This window comes from Methylobacterium sp. GXS13, assembly GCF_001455965.1.
Taxonomy (GTDB): domain Bacteria; phylum Pseudomonadota; class Alphaproteobacteria; order Rhizobiales; family Beijerinckiaceae; genus Methylobacterium.
The window spans coordinates 12851-31108 of record NZ_LKKO01000062.1 but is presented as its reverse complement, the minus strand read 5'-3'; the positions used below and the strand labels follow the sequence as shown (position 1 = coordinate 31108).

Here is an 18258-nt window from a genome sequence, read left to right as displayed (position 1 = left end):
GAGAGCCAACTTCCGCGCCTTCCAGGTGACCGAGGCCCTGGACGCACTGGTGAAGCTCCGCGGTCGTCCAAAGAGCCTACGGGTGGACAATGGACCGGAGTTCGCCGGGCGCATGCTCGACCAGTGGACCTACCTGAACGGGGTCGAGATCGACTTCTCACGACCGGGCAAACCGACAGACAACGCCTACATCGAGTCGTTCAACGGCCGCCTACGGGCGGAATGTCTGAACGCCTCGTGGTTCCTATCTCTGGCCGATGCCCGCGAGCGCATCGAGGACTGGAGGTGCCACTATAACGAGGATCGCCCCCATACGGCCTTGGGCGGCTTGACGCCCCGAGCCTTCGCCAACCAAGCTGTCACAGCCCGAAAACTTGCATAGGCCGTGGACCACAAACGGGGTCAACTCCAGGCCTACCGCGCACTAACTTTAACCTTGGACCACCCTGTGGGGGCCGATCAGAAGTGCCTGACGGTCGGATGGTCTTCGAGCTTCATACGGACATGCACCTCTGTCGCGGCTCGATCCGACCGGGGCCGACCGACCTCGGTCGATGTCCCGGCCAGGGAACCATTATATATTAAGATAGTAATTTATAAAGTGAGTTCCGTGCGCCGCGAAGTGTCCGTCTTCGAACGGCCTGGTCTGACCGCACCGGCTAGGTGGTGCCGATAACGGTCGAAACGTTCTCAAGGCCCGGACGACGTTTCCGGCACGGGTCATCAGGACATTGGCGGAAGCTGCATTTCCTTCCGGATGGCCTTGTCGAAGGCATTCGCCGGCACGAACCGACGCAGCAAGCTGACCTGTCGCGCCTTCGGTCCCGCGGCGTAGCGGCGCTTAGGCGCTACCACGGTCGCCGCCTTCACGATCACCTTCGCCACGACCTCGGGCGCATCGGCGGTCTTCATGACCTCATTCAAGAATTTGCTGCGCCCTGCACGGTCCGCCGCATAGATGTCGAGGGACTTGTCGGGCTGGACCAGGTTCTGGTCGAAGGCGGTCCGCGTGAAGGCGGGCTCGACGAGCACGACGCGAATGCCCTGGCCGCGGATCTCGTGGTCGAGCGACTCCGAGTAGCCCTCGACCGCGTGCTTGCTGGCGCCGTACAGCGCCATGTAGGGGGCGGGAATGAGGCCCTGCACCGAGCTGACGTTGACGATGCGGCCGCCTTTCTGAGCACGCATCAAAGGGAGGACCGCCTGGGTCGTCCGGATGACGCCGAACAGGTTCACGTCGAACATGGCCTGGGCCTGCGCGACGGAGGTCTCCTCGGCCGGCCCGCTGATGCCGAAGCCGGCGTTGTTCACCAGGAGGTCGACGCGGCCGGTCTCGCCGAAGACCGTCTCAACCATCTCGGCGACTGACGTCTCGTCGGTCACGTCGCATACGAGCATCCTGATCCCGCCGCCCGTATCCGGAACGGGCTTGCGGCTAGTCCCGAACACCCGATAGCCCGCGGCCTGCAAGGCCTTCGCGGCCGAGAGGCCGATGCCGGAGGCGGCCCCGGTGACGATTGCGGTCTTTTTGCTTCCCTGGACCATGATGCCCTCCCGTTGACGCGAGTTGCCGACCGCGACCCGCTTCAATAGATTATGTATGTAATCTTTTAGGACAAGCCCTGACAAATATTTTTGTCGTGGCACCGTCACTTTCGATGGCAGAGCCCGGACGAAGTCCCCACCAGCGGAACGTCGTCGTCGTCCCCCCCCGCTTCAGACGGCCGAGGTTTCACCTCGGCGAGGGAAGGCGAGGGCGAACAGGAGTGCTGTCAGCCCAAGAGCCCGAATGGCCATCACGACCGGATCGCCGACACGAGGGTGATCGACGCCCCCGGCCATGGAGGCGGCCAGGAACAGAGCCGCGTAGGCGACGTAGCCTTGCGCCCAGAGCAGGATCGAACCCTTCGACGGCTCGATGCCCACCACGTACCTGGATCAGGTCGCGTGGCCGAAGCGCTCGAAGTTCGAGACCTCGAACCCCGGCACCGCGAACTTCATCACGGCCGCGCCCGGTGGGATGGTCGTTGGCCGCCGCCGCAGGGCGCATTCTCCGAACCCTTTCCAGGCGAACATTGCGGACATCGATGGTGTCTCCGTCGCTCAGGGCGAAAGGCGACCCGCGACCGCCCCCACGGGGTGCACGGGATTTGATGGAGCCGCGCCGGATTCGCCGGCAGGGGTGTCCGGGAACATGCGGCCTGACGCGAAAGACGCGCCGTTGACCAGGCCCATGACGACGAACCCGGCGGCGACGGCGAGGAACGTGCCGGTCAGTCCGAACCCGAGCGCAATGGCCATCCAGGCTCCGCCCAGCGCCACCGCCATCCGAAGCAGGCTGGCGGCGAGCGGCCAGCCGACGCGGCCGGCACCCTGGGCCGCGAAGTAGAGCGCCAGTCCGAACCCGAAAAACCCGTAGAAGGGGCCGGCCAGGCGTAGATAGAGGGCGCCCGTGGCCAGCATCGCCGGATCGTCGCCGAACAGCCCGAGCCAAGCCGTTGGATGCAAGGCTGCCGCAAGTCCGATGGCTTCCGTCAGGACACCGGCCACGACGGCGCCGGTCAACGCGGCCCGCCACGCGCGGGCATGGGCTCCCGCCCCGAGCGCCGTGCCGACCAGGGCGGCGATGGGAGAGCCGAGACCGAACACGAGGGGGACCAGGAGGTACTCCAGCCGTGCACCGGTTCCGTATCCGGCCACTGCCGCCGGGCCCGCGGTCCCGACGAAGCCGGTCGCGGCGATGACGGTGAGGTTGGAGGTCATGCTGGCGATGCCAGACAGCACGCCGATCCGAAGGATCTCGCGGGATGGCGCCCAGGCCAGCCTCGGCAGTCTCGGGCTCGGCCGCAGCACGCCGCGGCCGGACCACAGGTAGACCGCGAAGACCGCTGTGCCGATGGCGTAATAGGCCGCGAACGCGACGCCTCCACCCGCGACCCCGAGTTCGGGGAACGGTCCCCAGCCGAAGATCAGCGCAGGCGAGAGCGGAATCAGCACGACGGCCCCGGCGCAACTGACGATGGCCGGGAGCGCCATGTTGCCGGTGCCGCGGATCACCGCCGACAATGCGTTGAAGAGCCAGATCAGGACCGCACCGCCGAAGACGACCTGCGCATAGGCGGTCGCGGCCGCCAGGGAGGAGGGTGTGCCGCCCATCAGGGCGTAGAGGGCCGGCCCCAATGGCAAGGCGAGGAGGCTCGTCGCGATCCCGAGCCCCAGGGCGAGGACCGATGCATGCCAGGCCAACTCCCCGGCATCCGCCTGGCGCCCGGCACCGAGGGTGCGCGAGACCGCGGACTGGATGCCGCCGCCCATGCCGCCGGCGGACAGCATTTGGACGAGCATCACCACCGGAAAGACGAGGGCTATGCCCGCCAGGGCGTCGGTGCCGAGCGACGCCACGTAATACGTCTCGATCAGGCCGATGGAGGTCTGCACCATCATCACGAGGATATTCGGCACCGCCATCCGGGCCAGGGTCGGCATCAGGGGGGCTTCGAGCAGGCGACGCGTGCGGATGTCCATGGCGGGGCGCTCCCGGTCGCCGGCGGTGTCGGTATCAGCCACGTCCGGCATCAGGGTCCCTCCGGATCGTCATCTCCCGCGCGGGATGCCATGGAACGGGCATCCCGCACGGGCTTGCAGGCCTACCGGCCGGCGACCTGGCCGAGGCCGACGGAGCGGAGGTGGAAGCTCGGCGACCCGCTGCCGTCCTTCCCCGAGGCGGACAGAAGTCCGAGCTGACCTTCGGCAACCCAGACCCTGTCGCCCGCGACCGTCACGCTCGTCGGACCCGCGAACTGTCCAACGGGGTCGACCTTCGCGGCGTCACCCGATACCGTGACCCGGCTCAGGGCACCGCTGCCCTCGACCATCAGTAAGCCGTCCCCGAACGCCCGAAGCCCGTCCGGGAACTTCAGGGCGCGCGTCGTCTCAAGCTTAGTGACCTGACCGGCGGCCCCGTCCTTCACGTCGATGCGAAACAACTCGCCGCCTATGAAGGTGTTGACGTACAAATTGCCGTCCGGCCCGAACGCGATGCCGTCGAGTCCCTTTGCAAGCACCGGATTTTCGACGAAGACCTCGAATTCCTTGGCGTCCGGCCCCAGCCTCAGAACCTGCGGGGCGAATGTATCGGTGACGTAGAGCGAGCCCCCGTCATCCAGGGCGAAATCATTCGCGAGCGATCTCAGACCCGGAAGCCGGACGCTCCGCCGTAGCGCGCCGGTCGCGAGGTCGAATGCCTTGACCCAGGCGCCTTCCGTGCTCGTCGGCCCCTTCGCACCGAGGGCGGTGGCGTCGTTCGAGGCCACCCACAGCGTGCCGCGCTTCTCGTCCGCCAGGACGCCGAAGGTCGACCGCGTGCCGTGATCGCCCGGCTTCAGAAATGCGGTCACGACCGCGCCGTCGCTCGCGACCCTCAGCACGCCGCCATCCGCGATGCTGCTCACGAACAGCGTGCCATCGTGGGTCGAGCCCACGTTCTCGGGAAAGCGGCTCGTGTCAGGCAGGCGTATTGCGGGAGTTCCGTCGGATGCCATCGCAGGCAAGCTCAGCCCGGCGAGGACGACCGTCAGCACCGACATCCTGGTCACCCGCCGCAGTGGTTCGATGCGCGTCATGGAAGGACCTTTCGACTTTCTTCGCCTGGGGCGGGGCGAACGTTCGGGTCGCCCCGGACAGGCACCCGAAGATCACCGGAAGCCCGACACCCGGCCGGGAGATGCGCCGGGACCGAGGTCGTCGACGGAGACATCCGGCGCTCCGGCCGTGAGTACCGACGGCGGTCCAGCCGGAGTGGAGGGAACGAGGTCGCGCGTTGATTGCGCCCGGGACCTGAAGCGGTCCCTGACCTCAAGAGATCCTGAACCAGTCGGAGATGTCCCATGTCCGGTCCGCATCCGGCGTCGGGTCGCCTTCGAGGGCGTTTCCCGGGGTGCAGACCGCATCGGACTTTGACTGGGACCGGGGCTCATCGCCCGCGTCGCCCCGGGTTTTGGCTGCCTCTACGCCGATATCTCGAACACCGCTGCTCATCGCCGTCAAACCCCTATCAACCGGCCTGGCGAGTCTGCCGCCCCGTCGAACGCCCAACCCCTAAAAAATTACGTACGACATCTATTGTGGGTGTGCAAGCGGTTCCCTGTGCGCAGCGGCACAACCTCGGCCGCGTCAGAAAGCGGTCGTGGACGCGTTGCCCACGCCAGGCGGCACACGTTTGAGGACGATGCTGGCATTGACCCCACCGAAGCCGAAGCCGTTCGAGAGGGCATGCTCAATGGAGGCGTGCCGGGCCGTCGGGCCGATGAGGTCCAGTCCGGCCGAGGCCTCGTCGGGATCGGTGAGGTTCAAGGTCGGGGGCAGGACGCCGCTGCGAAGCGCCATCACCGTGATGATCGCCTCCACCGCACCCGCGGCGCCGAGGAGGTGCCCCGTCGCGGACTTGGTCGACGAGATCGCCGGACCGCTCCCGCCGAAGACAGACCTCAGCGCCGCAAGCTCACCTGAGTCCCCGACCGGTGTCGCCGTCGCGTGCGCGTTCACGTAGCCGATGGAGGCGGGTTCGAGCCCCGCCATCGCCAGGGCGGTGGTGATGGCCTGACGGGCTCCGCTGCCGTCCGGAGGACCGGCGGTGAGGTGGTAGGCATCCGCGCTGGTGCCGTAGCCCACCAATTCGGCAAGCGGAACGGCGCCGCGGGCGCGGGCATGAGCCAGCGTTTCCAGCACGAGGATGCCGGCCCCTTCGCCCATGACGAAGCCGTCGCGGCTTCGGTCGAACGGTCGGGAGGCGGCGGCAGGCGTGTCGTTGAAGCCGGTCGAGAGGCTGCGCGCCGCGGCGAACCCTCCGAGGGCGACGCGGGTGACGCAGGCTTCGGCGCCGCCACAGACGACGACGTCGGCCTCGCCGGCGCGGATGAGGCGCATGGCGTCGCCGATGGCCTGGACGCTCGCCGCGCAGGCGGTGACCCTCGCGCCGAGCGGCCCCTTGAAGCCATAGCGGATAGAGACGTGTCCGGCGGCGAGATTGACCAGGAAGGCCGGGACCGTGAACGGAGAGAGGCGGTGGGCACCGCGGGCGCCTACGGTTTCCACGGCGTCGGTGATGGTCTGGAAGCCGCCGATACCGGAGGCCACGACGGTCGCGGTCCGTACGCGCTCCACCTCGCTGGAGGGCTTCCAGCCCGATTGCCTGAGGGCCTGATCCGCGGCGACCAGGGTGAACTGGATGAAGCGGTCCATCTTCCGCCGGTCCTTGACCGCGATCAGCGCGTCGGGATCGAAACCGTCGCCATCCTCGCCCTTCGCGGGGACGATCCCCGCCACCTTCGCGTCGATGTCCGGGACGATGTCATCCGGCAGCCGCCTCAGGCCTGACTCGGAGGCGATCAGGCGTCGCCACATCCCCTCGACGCTGCACCCGAGGGGCGAGACGACGCCCATCCCGGTGATCACGATGGGTTCGCGCATCGGCATGATCCTGTGTGTCGAGCGGGTGCTGCGAGGTGGCGTGGGGATGCTCCGTCCCCCGCGCCCGTTCGCGGAGGTCAGGTCGGGATGGAGGCCTGAGCCGCCTGGAGCAGTTCCGTCGCCAACGCCTCGTCGTCGACCGCCCTGGCGAGGACCACGGCCCCGACGAGGGTCGACACCGTCGCCAGGGAGCGCTGGCGACGGCGCTCCTTCGATGCCTTCGGCGTCAGGGCGGCGACGATGCTCGCGAGGCGCTCGACGCCTTTCGTGAACCGGCCCCGGACTTCGCTGCCCGACGTTTCCCGAGAGACGTCGTTGGCGAGGGCCGCGAGCGGGCATCCCTTCCCCGGCGCCCGGACATGGCCGAGGGAGAGGTAGTTCGCGACGACCGTGTCTGTATTTCCCCGGTATTCCTCGGCAAGCGCCGCGTCGAACGCCTCGGCCGCCAGGGCGTCCTTGTTGGCGAACTGACCATAGAAGCCGCCATGGGTCAGGCCAGCGGCGGCCATGATGTCCACCACCCCGACGCCATGGAGGCCGCGCTCCCGGAACAGGGCGGCTGCGACCTCAACCACACGCTGACGATTGATCCTGGCCTGTTCCTGCGAAACCCTTGGCATTGCCTGATCCTTCAGCGTTCTCGACTATGATATAGATGCGTTATGTCATCTAAAGAAGAGCCGCTCCTATCGCCGTCCATGCGGGAACGATCCGCGGGGACAATCGACCGGCCTGCGCAGGGGGGCGGAGCGCAGGCCGGTCGTCGTACCGTGCGCCCGGGTCCAGGGCGCACGATCCTCGAATGCCCCGGTATCGGGACATTAACTCGTACGGTCCGATCTCAGGACCTGGATTGCACCGGCATCGCGTGGTCACCGGACGCGGCTTCCTTACCGCGCGGTTCCCGCCCGACCCTGAACCACAGGGCGTAGAGGGCGGGCAGGAACAGCAGGGTCAGCAGGGTGCCGACGCCGACGCCGCCGATGAGCACGTAGGCCAGCGCCCCCCAGAACACCGAGTGGGTGAGGGGAATGAAGGCGAGCATGGCGGCCACCGCGGTGAGGATCACGGGCCGCGCGCGGCGCACGGTGGATTCCACGATGGCGTCGTAATCCTTCAGGCCCGCCGCCTGGTCGTGGTGGATCTCGTCCACCAGGATCAGGGTGTTGCGCATCAGGATGCCCGACAGGGCGATCAGTCCCAGGATCGCGTTGAAGCCGAAGGGCTGCTGGAAGATCAGCAGGGTCGGCACCGCACCGACCAGACCCAGCGGCGCGGTGGCGAACACCATGAACATGGTCGCGAAGGAGCGCACCTGCAGCATGATCACGGTCAGCGTCACGATCAGCATGATCGGGAACACCGCGACGAGGGCCGTCATCGCCTTCGCGCTCTCCTCCACCGACCCGGCCGTATCGATGCGGTAGCCCGGCGGGAGCTTGGCCTTGATCGGGTCGAGGAGGGGGAAGACTTGGGCGTGGATGTCGGGCGGCTGCAGGCCGTCGAGCACGTCGCCCTGCACGCGGATGTAGGTCTCGCGGTTGTAGCGCTTCAGGACCGCGTCCTCGCTCTGGCTCTCCAAACGCGCCACCTGCGAGACCGGCACTTGGCGCCCATCCTTGGTCGTCAGTGTCAGGTCGCCGATCTCGCCGAGCGAACGCCGCTCAGGGCCGGGGCTGCGCAGGACGACGTCGACGGAACGCAGGTTCTCGCGCACCTGGGTGGCGGGCGTACCGTTGAGGTAGCTCTGCAGCTGCTGGGCGGCCTCCTTGGGGGTCAGGCCGATCAGGCGCAGTCGCTCCTGGTCGAAGGCGAGGCGCAGGGTCGGCGTCCTGTTGCCCCAGTCGAGGTGGACCATCCGCATGTTGGGATTGCCCGCCATCACCCCTCGGACCTCCTCGGCGATGCCGCGGATGACGTCGAGTTCGGGGCCCACCACCCGGAAGGCGACCGGAAAGCGAACCGGCGGTCCGAACACGATCTGAAGCACCCGCACCCGGGCCTCGGGGAAGCGGCCCTCGTCGACGAGCTTGCGAACCTTGATCCGAAGCGCGTCGCGGGCGTGGGCGTCGGCCGTCTGCACCACGATCTGCGCGAAGGCCGGATCGGGCAGTTCGGGATCGAAGGACAGCACGAAGCGCGGCATGCCTTGGCCGATATAGCTGGTGATTTCCTTGGCCTCGGGCAGGTCGCGCACGGCTGCCTCGATCCGCTTGACGCTTGCCTCCGTCGTCCCGAAGGCCGAGCCCGTCGGCAGGGTAACCTCGACGATGAGCTCGGGCCGCTCGGAGTTCGGGAAGAACTGCTGCTCGACCTTACCCATGCCGACCACGGCGAGCGCGAACAGGCCCACGGTGATGCCGGCGGCGATCCACTTGTGGTCGACGGACATCCGCACGACGCGGCGCAGGCGCTGGTAGTTCTTCGTCGCGTAGATCGCCCCGTGTCCGCCCGCGACCTTCTTGATGTTGGGTAGCAGCTTGACGCCGAGATAGGGCGTGAAGGTCACCGCCACGATCCACGAGATGATGAGTGAGAAGGCCACCACCCAGAAGATGTTGCCGGCGTATTCGCCCGCCGTGGAGGCGGCGAAGCCCACCGGCAGGAAGCCCGCGATGGTGACGATGGTGCCGGTGAGCATCGGCGCGGCGGTCGAGCTCACCGCATAGGTCGCCGCCTCGATGCGGTCGTAGCCCTCCTCCATGCGCACCACCATGATCTCGATGGCGATGATGGCGTCGTCGACGAGGAGCCCCAGCGAGATGATGAGGGCGCCCAGCGTGATGCGGTCGAAGTCGCGCCCCGTGAGCATCATCACCACGAACACCGCCGAGAGGGTGAGCGGCACGGCCAGGGCCACGACGATGCCGACCCGGAATCCGAGCGCCACCAGGGACACGAAGATCACCACGCCCAGCGCCGTGAAGAACTTGACCATGAATTCGTGGATGGCGTCGTCGATGACCTTGGCCTGATCGGTGATCTTGGTGAATTCGATGCCGGCCGGCGTCTCGTGGTGGATCGCCACCTCCTCGGCGTTGAGCGCCGCACCCAGGGTGAGGCCGTTGTAGCCGGGCTTCATCACGAGGCCGAGGATCAGGGCGGCCTCGCCGTCGTTGCGGATCTCGAAGGCCTTGGGGTCCTCGTAGCCGCGCTTCACCTCGGCGATGTCGCCGAGCTTGAGGCTGCGGTCGCCGGCCGCCACGGGCAGGTTGCGGATGGCGTCGATCCCGTCGATGGCGCCGTCCAAGCGCAGGTACACGCGCGGGCCCGCCGCCTCGACGAAGCCGGCCGGGGTCACGTCGTTCTGGTTGGCCAGCGCGGCGAGGAGCTGCTGGCCTGAGATGCCGAGCGTCGCGAGCCGCTGGTAGGAGATCTCGACGAAGATCTTCTGAGCCTGCTCGCCCAGGATGTTGATCTTCTCGACTCCCGTCACCCGAAGGAGGCGCTGGCGCAGGTCCTCGGCGCGCAGGACCAGCTGGCGGTGCGGCATGCCCTTGGCCTGGAGCGCATAGAGCGAGAAGTAGACGTCCGAGAACTCGTCGTTGAACAGCGGCCCCATCACCCCGCGCGGCAGGCTGGAGGCCTGGTCGGAGAGCTTCTTGCGGGTCTGGTAGAACTCCGACGGCAGCCTGGCCGGCGGCATGCTGTCCTTGAAGAACACCTTCATGAGTAGCAGGCCGGGGCGCACGGTGGTCTCGGCGCGGTCGTAGTAGAAGAGTTCCTGCAGGCGCTTCTCCAGGGGGTCGGCGACCTGGCGCTGCATCTCGTCCGTCGTGGCCCCAGGCCAGGCGGCCGAGACGACCATCGTCTTAACCGCGAAGCTCGGGTCCTCGCCGCGGCCGAGCTTCTCGAAGGCAAAGAAGCCGGCGCCGATGAGCGTGATCAGCAGGAACAGTGTGACGGCCCGCTCGCGGACGGCTAGCGCCGAGAGGTTGAAGCCGCTCATCGTACCACCCCGGTCATGCTGGCGGGCGCTTGGCGGACCTTCTGGTCGGCCTTGAGGAGATGAGCGCCGAGCGCCACGATCCGGTCGCCGGGGTTCAGGCCGGCGACGACGTCGGCGCGCTCCTCGCCCATGCGGGAGACCTTCACGGCCTGCGGCTTCACGGTCCCGCTGGCGACGTCGTAGCGCCAGACCGCGGGGCCGCGCCCCTGGTCGAACAAGGCGCTCAGCGGAACCTCGACGGTTGCGGCGCGGGCCGCCCCACGGTCCCTGAGTTGCAGGGTCACGGTGGCGCCGAGCGGCGCGTCCTCACCGCCCCCCGCGAGGATGAAGCGCCCCCGGTAGGTCCGCGTTGCCTGGTCGGCGATGGCCGACAACTCGCGCAGTCGAGCCGGGTAGATCGCCTCGCCCTCGGCGTAGAGCGTCGCCGTGGCCTCGCCCTTGGCGAGGTTCCGGTTGGCTTCGGGCAGAAAGATTTCCGCCTCGCGCGCGCCGTCGCGAGCGAGCTTCACCACGGTCTGGCCGGCGGCGACCACCTCCCCGGGATAGGAAGGGACGTCCATGACCACGCCGTCGGCATCGGCCTTCAGCTCGGAATAGCCGGCCTGGTTCTCGATCTGGCTTGCCTGCGCCTCGGCATTGGCGAACTGGGCGATGGCGGAGTCGGCCGCGCCCTTGTTCTGGTCGTAGGTCTGCTTGGAGGTCCAGCCATCGGAGACGAGCTTGCGGCTACGCTCCTCGTCGGCTCTGGCCTTGATCATCTGGGCGCGGGCCGACTCGACGGAGGAGCGGGCGGCGTTGAGCGCCAGGGTGAAGTCGGTCCGGTCGAGGCGCATCAGGGGCTGGCCGAGCTTGACGTGGTCGCCCGGATCGACGAGCCGCTCGAAGATCTTGCCGCCGACCCGGAAGCCGAGGTTGCTCTCGGTGCGCGCCCGGATGACGCCCGTGTAGCGCGAGACGCCGCCGACGCCCGGAGCGACCTCGGCGATCTGAACCAACGGCGGCTCCGGCGCCACGGCCGTCTCGGATTGTGAGCAGGCGGAAAGGGCCAAGGCGGTTAAACCGATCACCACTCTCGTATCCATAGCCCGTGCCCCTACCGCAGATCGGCCGTTTGATATTACGATCATCATCTATTATGATCTCAATCTATCGTCAATGGCCTCCGTGCTTGCCTGGCGGGAATTCGACCGGGATGCGGTTTCGGACCTCGAACGGGCAAGCCAGCGAAGCCCCGGGCGATAAAATGTCCTCGAAACGCAGGGTGTTGCCGATGTCAGTGCCAGTGTCCCGACCGTCGCGACGTGCGGTCGTCATGTCCTCCCTGGTCGGGGGACGTCGGGCCTGCTTGCCCCTGGTAGGCCAGTCGAGAGCGTGCAAGCCTCGGAGCGGAGGCTCGACGGCCCGAGTCTCCCACCGCCCGACAGCAAGGTCACGGTCGAGCGACGCGGCGAGGTCTGCCTGATCGGCCTGAACAGGCCCCACGTTCACAACCGGGTCGATCCCGAGGCGTTCGGCGCCTTGGCGCGGGCCTACGCGGCGTACGATGCCGACGACGGACTTCGCGCCGCGGTGCTGTTCGGGCACGGCGAGAGCTTCTCACGCGGGATCGACGTCGACGCCTTCACCGAGGTGCTCAGGACCGGAAAGGCCCGGGCACCCGATGCCGATGGGATCGACCCTCTGGGACGACGCGCACCCCTCAGCAAACCGCTTGTCGCGGTCGTGCATGGGGACACCTGGAACATGGGCCACGAGCTGTTCCTGGTCGCCGGCATCCGCGTCGCGTCGGCCGACACGCGCTTTGCCCAGGACGAGAACACGCACAGATGCTTTCCGGGGGGAGGCTCCACGGTACGGTTCCCGCGCGAGGCCGGTTGGGGCAATGCTATGTGTAACATGCTCACCGGCGACCACTGGGGGGCCGAGGAGGCGCGACGCATGGGACTGGTGCAGGAGATCGCCCCGGACCCACGCGCCGCCCTGGACCTCGGGCTGGACAAGGCGGCCAGGATCGCCCGCTGCGGTCCGCTGGGGATCAAGGCGACCTTGGCCTCGGCCCACGTCACGGTCGGCCAGGCGGAGGGCGCGGCTTTCTCCAACCTCGCCCAGCAGTACCGCGCCCTCTACGGAACCAAGGATTTCCTCGAAGGGTGGAAGGCCGAGGCCGAGGGGCGGACGCCGCTGTTCAAGGGGCGATGATCGCTTACCCCGACATCGAGGGAACCGCTTCGCAGGACCACGCCCCGGAGAGGTCGCCGGGGCCGACGACGCGATGACCGTCGGAGCCCGCCTCCGCGTGGGCGCTCCCGGATTCCAGACCCAGGCGCACCATAACGTCCCACGGCAAACGATGCGCCGGGTCACGGTCGTGGGCTGAATGCCTCACCATCGGGATTTCGGTCTCGACGATGTGTGCCGGGCGGAGGACGATACACCGGAACTGTCGCGACCGCCCTTACGTCTCTGTATCGGAATCGCGCCATTTGCTTGCGACCTCAAACGATCCTCGAATGGTCCACCCTCGGCGCACGTGCGGATGCCTTGACATTATAAATTATAGAAATAATCTATATATGTAGCATGTCCCGCATGCGGCCGACGGGCTATGACCGGGCGTCAGGAGACAAGGATGATCTACGGCTACATTGTGGAAAAGGCGATCCGCAAGAGCTTCGATGATGTCAACAACCATCGCTGGGATGATGCCGTGAAGGGCCTGACACCAGACGCGTACCACTGGGTTGCCGGAGATCATGCGCTGGGGGGCGAGCGACACGGAAAGTCATCGGTCAAGCAGTGGTTCGAGCGAATGGGACGCGTGTTCCCGAATCTCCGCATCGACGTCGATCAGGTCGAAGTAAAGGGCTGGCCGTGGAATACCACAGTGTTCGCCAAGTGGCGCGCCAAGGCCAGTCTTCTTGATGGTCAAAGCTCTTACGTGAACAAGGGCGTCCATGTTTTCGGCTTGCGGTGGGACAAGGTCGTTTCGATTGAGGAATATTTCGGTTCGCAGGCCGCGGAACGAGGACTTGCCATCCAAGCTCGGGCCGGCCCTCGAAGAAGCTGCCGCTAATCCGATCGTTAGCTAAAGCCGACTCCCTCCAGAATAAGAACATCCGCATTGGCACTGAAAGCCGTGTCCGCTTGTCATCCGAAGCCGAAGTCGCTGAACGGCTCACGAATGACCGCTTCGGAGAAGCAGCGACGGCGGTTCGGGTGGCCGGGTCGGGTCGGTAGGAGCTCGTCCGCTTTTCCAGCGGCCCTGCTCCGAACCAGCCATTCCGCTTACGGCCAGACTACGTCATGCCGGATCGCCAATGAGCGCAAAACCAGTCGTTCGGCTCTGGGCCCATCTCGGTCATTTCGCCCGTTTCTAGGAATGCTCTGAAGCAGACGTAGCAACGGTTGGATTGCGTCTTTGGATCGCGCCAGTATCGGAAGTAGGCTCTAGGCCCAGAAGCGGACGTTCAGTTCAGGGGGGGCTGACCGTCCGGTGTCGACCCATTTCAGATGGCCGGACGATCTGATTGTCGAACGTTGGATCGATCCGTTCGGGCGTTTTCGATTCGGGTGCGATCCGACCAATGTTGGACGCCCTTTGTAGACCATTGCATGTCGGCTCAGGCTCGTTTGGCGATCAGGCCGGTAGGCCCGCGATCGCCAGAGCTTCGGCGTAGATCTTCGCTGTCCTCTCTAGCGGAAAGGGGATGCGGGCGAAGAAGCCCGAAATCGTCAAGGTCGGCTCGATGGCGAGCAGGTCGTCGACAGCCGCCCGTGCGCGATCCACCCGCCCGAGCCTAACATTGGCGACCGCGAGCACGCGCAGGGCCACGGCGAAACGGCGGTTCTGCCCGAGGGCCAATTCGGCCCAACCGATCGCACCGGTGTCGTTCTCGTCGATCAAGTCGGCAACTGCCATCACGCCGGACATCAGCCAGCCGCGCGGATCACGCGGGTTGAGCTGCTGCGCGCGGACCACCATGCTACGGCCCTCGCTGCCATTGCCGCACATCGCCTCGATCCAGCCCGCGAGCGTCAACGCCATCGCGGAGTTCGGGTTGAGGAGCAGCGAGCGCCGGAAGAGGTCCCGCGCCCGCCCACGCCCGCTCACGGACATGTTCCAGATCGCGAAGGCTGCCATCCACAGCACCTGCGCGTCGCCAGGCGCGAGCTCGACCGCCCGCCAAGCCAGGTCGACGGACTCGGTGCGGGCCTGGTCGTCCTGTTCGGCCCAGCCCTGGAAGTGGCACTGCGCGCGGCAATAGGCTGTCGCGGCCATCGCGGGGGCATAACCCGGTTCGACGATCAGGGCCTCGCCCAGGCAGGTCAGGGCCTCGCCCATCCCGGCGCCGGTGAACTCGGACATGTGGGCGTTGGCCCGCAGCAGAAGCTCGTAGGCATCGAGCCGAGAGGGGGCCGTGCGGCCGAGGCGACCGATCTCTGCCTGCTGCAGGGTCGGCTCGATCGCAGCAGCGACGCTGCCGGCGACCCGCTCCTGCAGCTCGAAAACGTCCTGCAGGTCACCGTCGAACCGGTCCGACCAGAGGTGGGCGCCCGAGGCAGCATCGACGAGCTGTCCCGCAATGCGCAGCCGGTCGCGGCTGCGGCGCACGCTTCCCTCGAGCACGTAGCCGACGCCGAGCTCCTCGCCGACCCGGCGCACGTCGATCGCCTTACCCTTGTAGGCAAAGGAGGAGTTGCGGGCGATCACGAACAGGCCGCTCATGCGCGACAGAGCCGTGATGATCTCCTCGCAGATCCCGTCCGCGAAATAGTCCTGCTCGGGCTCACCGCTCATGTTCGTGAAGGGCAGGACCGCGACGGCCGGCAATCGCGATCCCGCGCGCCAGGCGGAGCCGGCGTCGGGTCCCGTCTCCGCCATCGGCTCGGGCGGGAGCTCCGCCAACTCCTGCACCGCGGCGACGAAGCGCACGCCCTTGCGCGGGAGCGTGCGGATCAGGCGCTGGTCGAGGCCCGTGTCACCGACCGCCGCGCGCGCGGCGTTCAGCCGGCTGCTGATCGTCGCTTCCGACACGAGGCGGCCGTGCCAGACCGCCTCCAGCAGATCGTCGCGGCTGACCACGCGATCGCGGGCCGCGATGAGATGGGCGAGGATATCGAAGACCTGCGGTTCGAGGGCGACGAGGTTGCCCCTCTCCCTGAGCTCGCGCCGGGCGGTGTCGAGGGTGAAGGGCTCGAACTGGTAGATCACGCGGCCGCCTCAGCGATCAGGCCGGCTCAGCAGGGCCGTGCAGCGCCGAAAATCAAGAGGTCCTGAAGGGTAACTCCACGGCATCTGAAAGCGGCTCGCGGCCGGTTAGAGTAGTGTCCAGCGCATCGATACGCCAGCTGCGGGATGTGCCCATGCCGTCCGAAACCATCAACCAGAACCGCCGCCGCCTTCTCGGCGGCGCGGCTGCCACCCTCGCGGTCGCCGAATGCGGCCTGGTCAATTCAGCGCGCGCGCAGGCGGGATCGGGCGCCGGCGCCGCGTTCGGGCCGCTCAAGGCGGTCGAGGCCGGCCTCCTGCGCGTCGGCTATCTCGAAGCCGGCAATCCCTCCGGCCCGGCGGCGATCCTGCTCCACGGCTGGCCCTACGACATTCACAGCTTCAGGGAAGTCGTGCCGGTCCTCGCTGCGGCGGGATACCGGGTGATCGTGCCCTACCTGCGCGGCTACGGCACGACGCGCTTCCTGGCCTCTGACGCCGTGCGCAACGGCCAGCAGGCGGCGCTCGCGGTCGACGTCATCGCCCTGATGGACGCCCTCGACATCCGTCAGGCCGTTCTCGCCGGCTTCGACTGGGGCGCCCGGACCGCCTGCATCGTCGCCGCGCTCTGGCCGGAACGTTGCCGAGCCCTGGTGTCGGTCAGCGGCTACCTGATCGGCAATCAGGAGGCGGGCAAGAAGCCACTGCCGCCCAAGGCGGAGCTCTCCTGGTGGTATCAATTCTACTTCGCGACCAGCCGCGGCCGTGCGGGCTACGAGGCCAACCGCACGGAATTCGCCCGGCTGATCTGGCGGACGGCGTCGCCGCGCTGGCAATTCGACGATGCCAGCTTCGCGCGGAGTGCGGCGGCCTTCGACAATCCGGACCACGTCAGCATTGTCATCCACAACTACCGCTGGCGCTTGGGCCTCGCCGACGGCGAGCGGCGCTACGATCCGCTCGAGGCACGCTTGGCGGAGGCGCCAAAGATCGGCGTGCCGACGATCACGCTGGAAGGCGACGCGAACGGAGCCCCGCACCCCGACCCCGCTACCTATGCCGGAAAATTCTCCGGGCGTTACGCGCACCGGACGATCACCGGCGGCATCGGGCACAACCTTCCGCAGGAGGCCCCACAAGCCTTCGCGCAGGCCGTGGTGGACGTCGATGCCTCCTGACCGTCGTCTCCGCAGACACGGCGCCCTTCTCCTGGCCTGCGCCGCGTCAGGCCTTCTCGTCGCGGCCGCCCGGGCGGTGGACGAGAGCGGAAAGCCCGCCGCGCCGATCTACGGCGTCACCATTCCGGATGGCTACCGTGACTGGCGCTTGATCGCTCCGGCGCTCGAAGACGCCCCGCTGAACGAGTTGCGCGCGGTCGTCGGCAACGACCGCGCCGTGGCGGCCTACCGGGACGGCACGCTGCCCTTCCCGGACGGGACGGTCTTGGTGAAGCTGGCCTGGGAGCGGATGCCGTCGGCGGAGTTCGAGTCGGCGACGGTGCCGGGCCGGGCCACGACCGTGCAGGTCATGGTCAAGGACGCGAAGCGTTACGCCGCGACCGGCGGCTGGGGATTCGGCCGCTTCATCGACGGCCAACCGGTGGACGAGGTGCAGCATCAAACCTGCTTCGCCTGCCACGAGGCGCGGGTGAGGAACCACGATTTCGTCTTCACGCGGTATGCGCGATGAGGGGCGCGCGGCTAAGGCGGCTGAGAATGGGTCGTCCCCGGGCCGAGGCGAGATGGTGGGCTGCCGTCATGTTCGGCAATCTGCGCAGATCCCTCAGCCACGAAATGGAACGCCCGCTCGCGGGCGAGCCCTCAGGAGCCGCTTCCAACTTGGAGTCGAAGTTACCGCACGGTCGATGAACGGCTACGTCTGGGAAGCACCGACGGCCGTCCGGAGAGTTGGCATGGGTTGCAATGACACGCTCTCTCAGCGGACCTTCACTGACCGACTTCAACGCCACGAACTCCGCGACGGGGGGCTCACGCCGTGTGCGCATTCTCACTGAGCCGAAAGTGCAGGTGCCTTAGCCATTCCTGATGAGCATCAGCATCCACGACGTCAGCGTCCCGGTCTTCGTGAACGCGCTTCGCAATATGAGCGCTTGGCTCGACAAGGCGGCATCGGAAAAGCCCGAGGCCGACTTACTCCCCTGCCGACTCGCCCCCGACATGCGGCCCTTGCCGGCCCAGCATCAAATGGCCTCCGACAGTGCGAAGAACGCCGTGGCGCAGATCGCCGGGATCGAGGCGCCCACGATGCCAGATGTCGAGGCCAGTTTCGCCGAACTGAAGGAGCGTTGCGGGAGGACCATCGCCTTCGTTGAAAGCGTCGATGCTGCTGCCTCGGGCGCGGAGCACGAAGTCGAGTTGAAGTTCCCGAACGGCACGGGATACCGTTTCACGGGGCAGGCCTATCTCACCGGATTCGCACTTCCGAACTTCTTCTTCCACGTGACCACCGCCTACGGGATCCTGCGCAGTGCCGGGGTGCCCCTCGGCAAGCCGGACTTTCTCCAGCACCTCGCTCCGCCGAACATCCAGGTTGCGAAGTAAGCGAACCCGTCGGGCGTCGGCCTGGCCCTGTTCAGGATCCATCCCGGCCGGGTGCCCAGGCATCGGCGACG

Annotated in this window: 16 protein-coding genes; 6 read left to right on the top strand and 10 right to left on the bottom strand. The window is 67.3% G+C overall.

Going from position 1 to position 18258, the window contains the following annotated elements:
* Positions 1-382 (top strand): IS3 family transposase (locus AO398_RS21465; protein ID WP_058194226.1); only part of this gene is annotated, 382 nt, incomplete at its 5' end.
* Positions 383-723: 341 nt separating this feature from the next.
* Here AO398_RS21465 and AO398_RS21460 read toward each other — a convergent pair.
* From AO398_RS21460 to AO398_RS21425, 9 genes are all read right to left on the bottom strand, one after another.
* Positions 724-1545: an oxidoreductase gene (locus tag AO398_RS21460; RefSeq protein ID WP_058194225.1), complete on the bottom strand. Its 822-nt coding sequence runs from the start codon at positions 1543-1545 to the stop codon at positions 724-726.
* Positions 1546-1716: 171 nt separating this feature from the next.
* Entirely contained in the window at positions 1717-1929 is a 213-nt protein-coding gene (locus tag AO398_RS21455; RefSeq protein WP_244498845.1) for a hypothetical protein, read from the bottom strand.
* A gap of 9 nt (positions 1930-1938) precedes the next feature.
* Entirely contained in the window at positions 1939-2085 is a 147-nt protein-coding gene (locus tag AO398_RS29490; RefSeq protein ID WP_244498844.1) for a hypothetical protein, read from the bottom strand.
* Positions 2086-2103: 18 nt separating this feature from the next.
* A complete protein-coding gene (locus AO398_RS21450; protein WP_082643390.1) occupies positions 2104-3525 on the bottom strand; it encodes an MATE family efflux transporter in 1422 nt (473 codons plus the stop codon).
* A 122-nt stretch (positions 3526-3647) separates the two neighbouring features.
* The gene (locus AO398_RS29485) at positions 3648-4622 is read right to left on the bottom strand and encodes a hypothetical protein (protein WP_244498843.1); all 975 of its coding nucleotides are present in this window, start codon (positions 4620-4622) and stop codon (positions 3648-3650) included.
* Between the two features lie 550 nt (positions 4623-5172).
* On the bottom strand, positions 5173-6468 hold the full coding sequence (fabF, locus tag AO398_RS21440; RefSeq protein WP_058194222.1) for a beta-ketoacyl-ACP synthase II: 1296 nt from the start codon (positions 6466-6468) through the stop codon (positions 5173-5175).
* 77 nt (positions 6469-6545) lie between these two features.
* Positions 6546-7088, bottom strand: a complete 543-nt coding sequence (locus tag AO398_RS21435; RefSeq protein ID WP_058194221.1) for a TetR family transcriptional regulator — start codon at positions 7086-7088, stop codon at positions 6546-6548.
* Between the two features lie 221 nt (positions 7089-7309).
* Positions 7310-10417, bottom strand: coding sequence for an efflux RND transporter permease subunit (locus AO398_RS21430; RefSeq protein WP_058194220.1), 3108 nt, complete (start codon positions 10415-10417; stop codon positions 7310-7312).
* Positions 10414-11499, bottom strand: coding sequence for an efflux RND transporter periplasmic adaptor subunit (locus AO398_RS21425; RefSeq protein ID WP_058194219.1), 1086 nt, complete (start codon positions 11497-11499; stop codon positions 10414-10416). The genes AO398_RS21430 and AO398_RS21425 overlap by 4 nt, the downstream gene beginning before the upstream one ends.
* A 289-nt stretch (positions 11500-11788) precedes the next feature.
* On the opposite strand from AO398_RS21425, the gene AO398_RS21420 reads away from it, so the two are divergent.
* The gene (locus AO398_RS21420; protein ID WP_058194218.1) at positions 11789-12616 is read left to right on the top strand and encodes an enoyl-CoA hydratase-related protein; all 828 of its coding nucleotides are present in this window, start codon (positions 11789-11791) and stop codon (positions 12614-12616) included.
* Between the two features lie 430 nt (positions 12617-13046).
* Positions 13047-13490: a nuclear transport factor 2 family protein gene (locus tag AO398_RS21410; RefSeq protein WP_244498842.1), complete on the top strand. Its 444-nt coding sequence runs from the start codon at positions 13047-13049 to the stop codon at positions 13488-13490.
* Positions 13491-14054: 564 nt separating this feature from the next.
* Here AO398_RS21410 and AO398_RS21405 read toward each other — a convergent pair.
* Entirely contained in the window at positions 14055-15629 is a 1575-nt protein-coding gene (locus AO398_RS21405; RefSeq protein ID WP_058194216.1) for a winged helix-turn-helix domain-containing protein, read from the bottom strand.
* Positions 15630-15781: 152 nt separating this feature from the next.
* Between AO398_RS21405 and AO398_RS21400 the strand changes: the two genes are divergently transcribed.
* The 3 genes from AO398_RS21400 (at position 15782) to AO398_RS21390 (ending at position 18187) form a co-directional block, all read left to right on the top strand.
* Positions 15782-16804, top strand: a complete 1023-nt coding sequence (locus AO398_RS21400) for an alpha/beta hydrolase (RefSeq protein WP_058194215.1) — start codon at positions 15782-15784, stop codon at positions 16802-16804.
* Entirely contained in the window at positions 16794-17315 is a 522-nt protein-coding gene (locus AO398_RS21395; protein ID WP_058194214.1) for a cytochrome P460 family protein, read from the top strand. The genes AO398_RS21400 and AO398_RS21395 overlap by 11 nt, the downstream gene beginning before the upstream one ends.
* A 356-nt stretch (positions 17316-17671) precedes the next feature.
* Positions 17672-18187: a DUF1993 domain-containing protein gene (locus AO398_RS21390; protein ID WP_058194213.1), complete on the top strand. Its 516-nt coding sequence runs from the start codon at positions 17672-17674 to the stop codon at positions 18185-18187.
* The last annotated feature ends 71 nt before the right edge of the window (positions 18188-18258 follow it).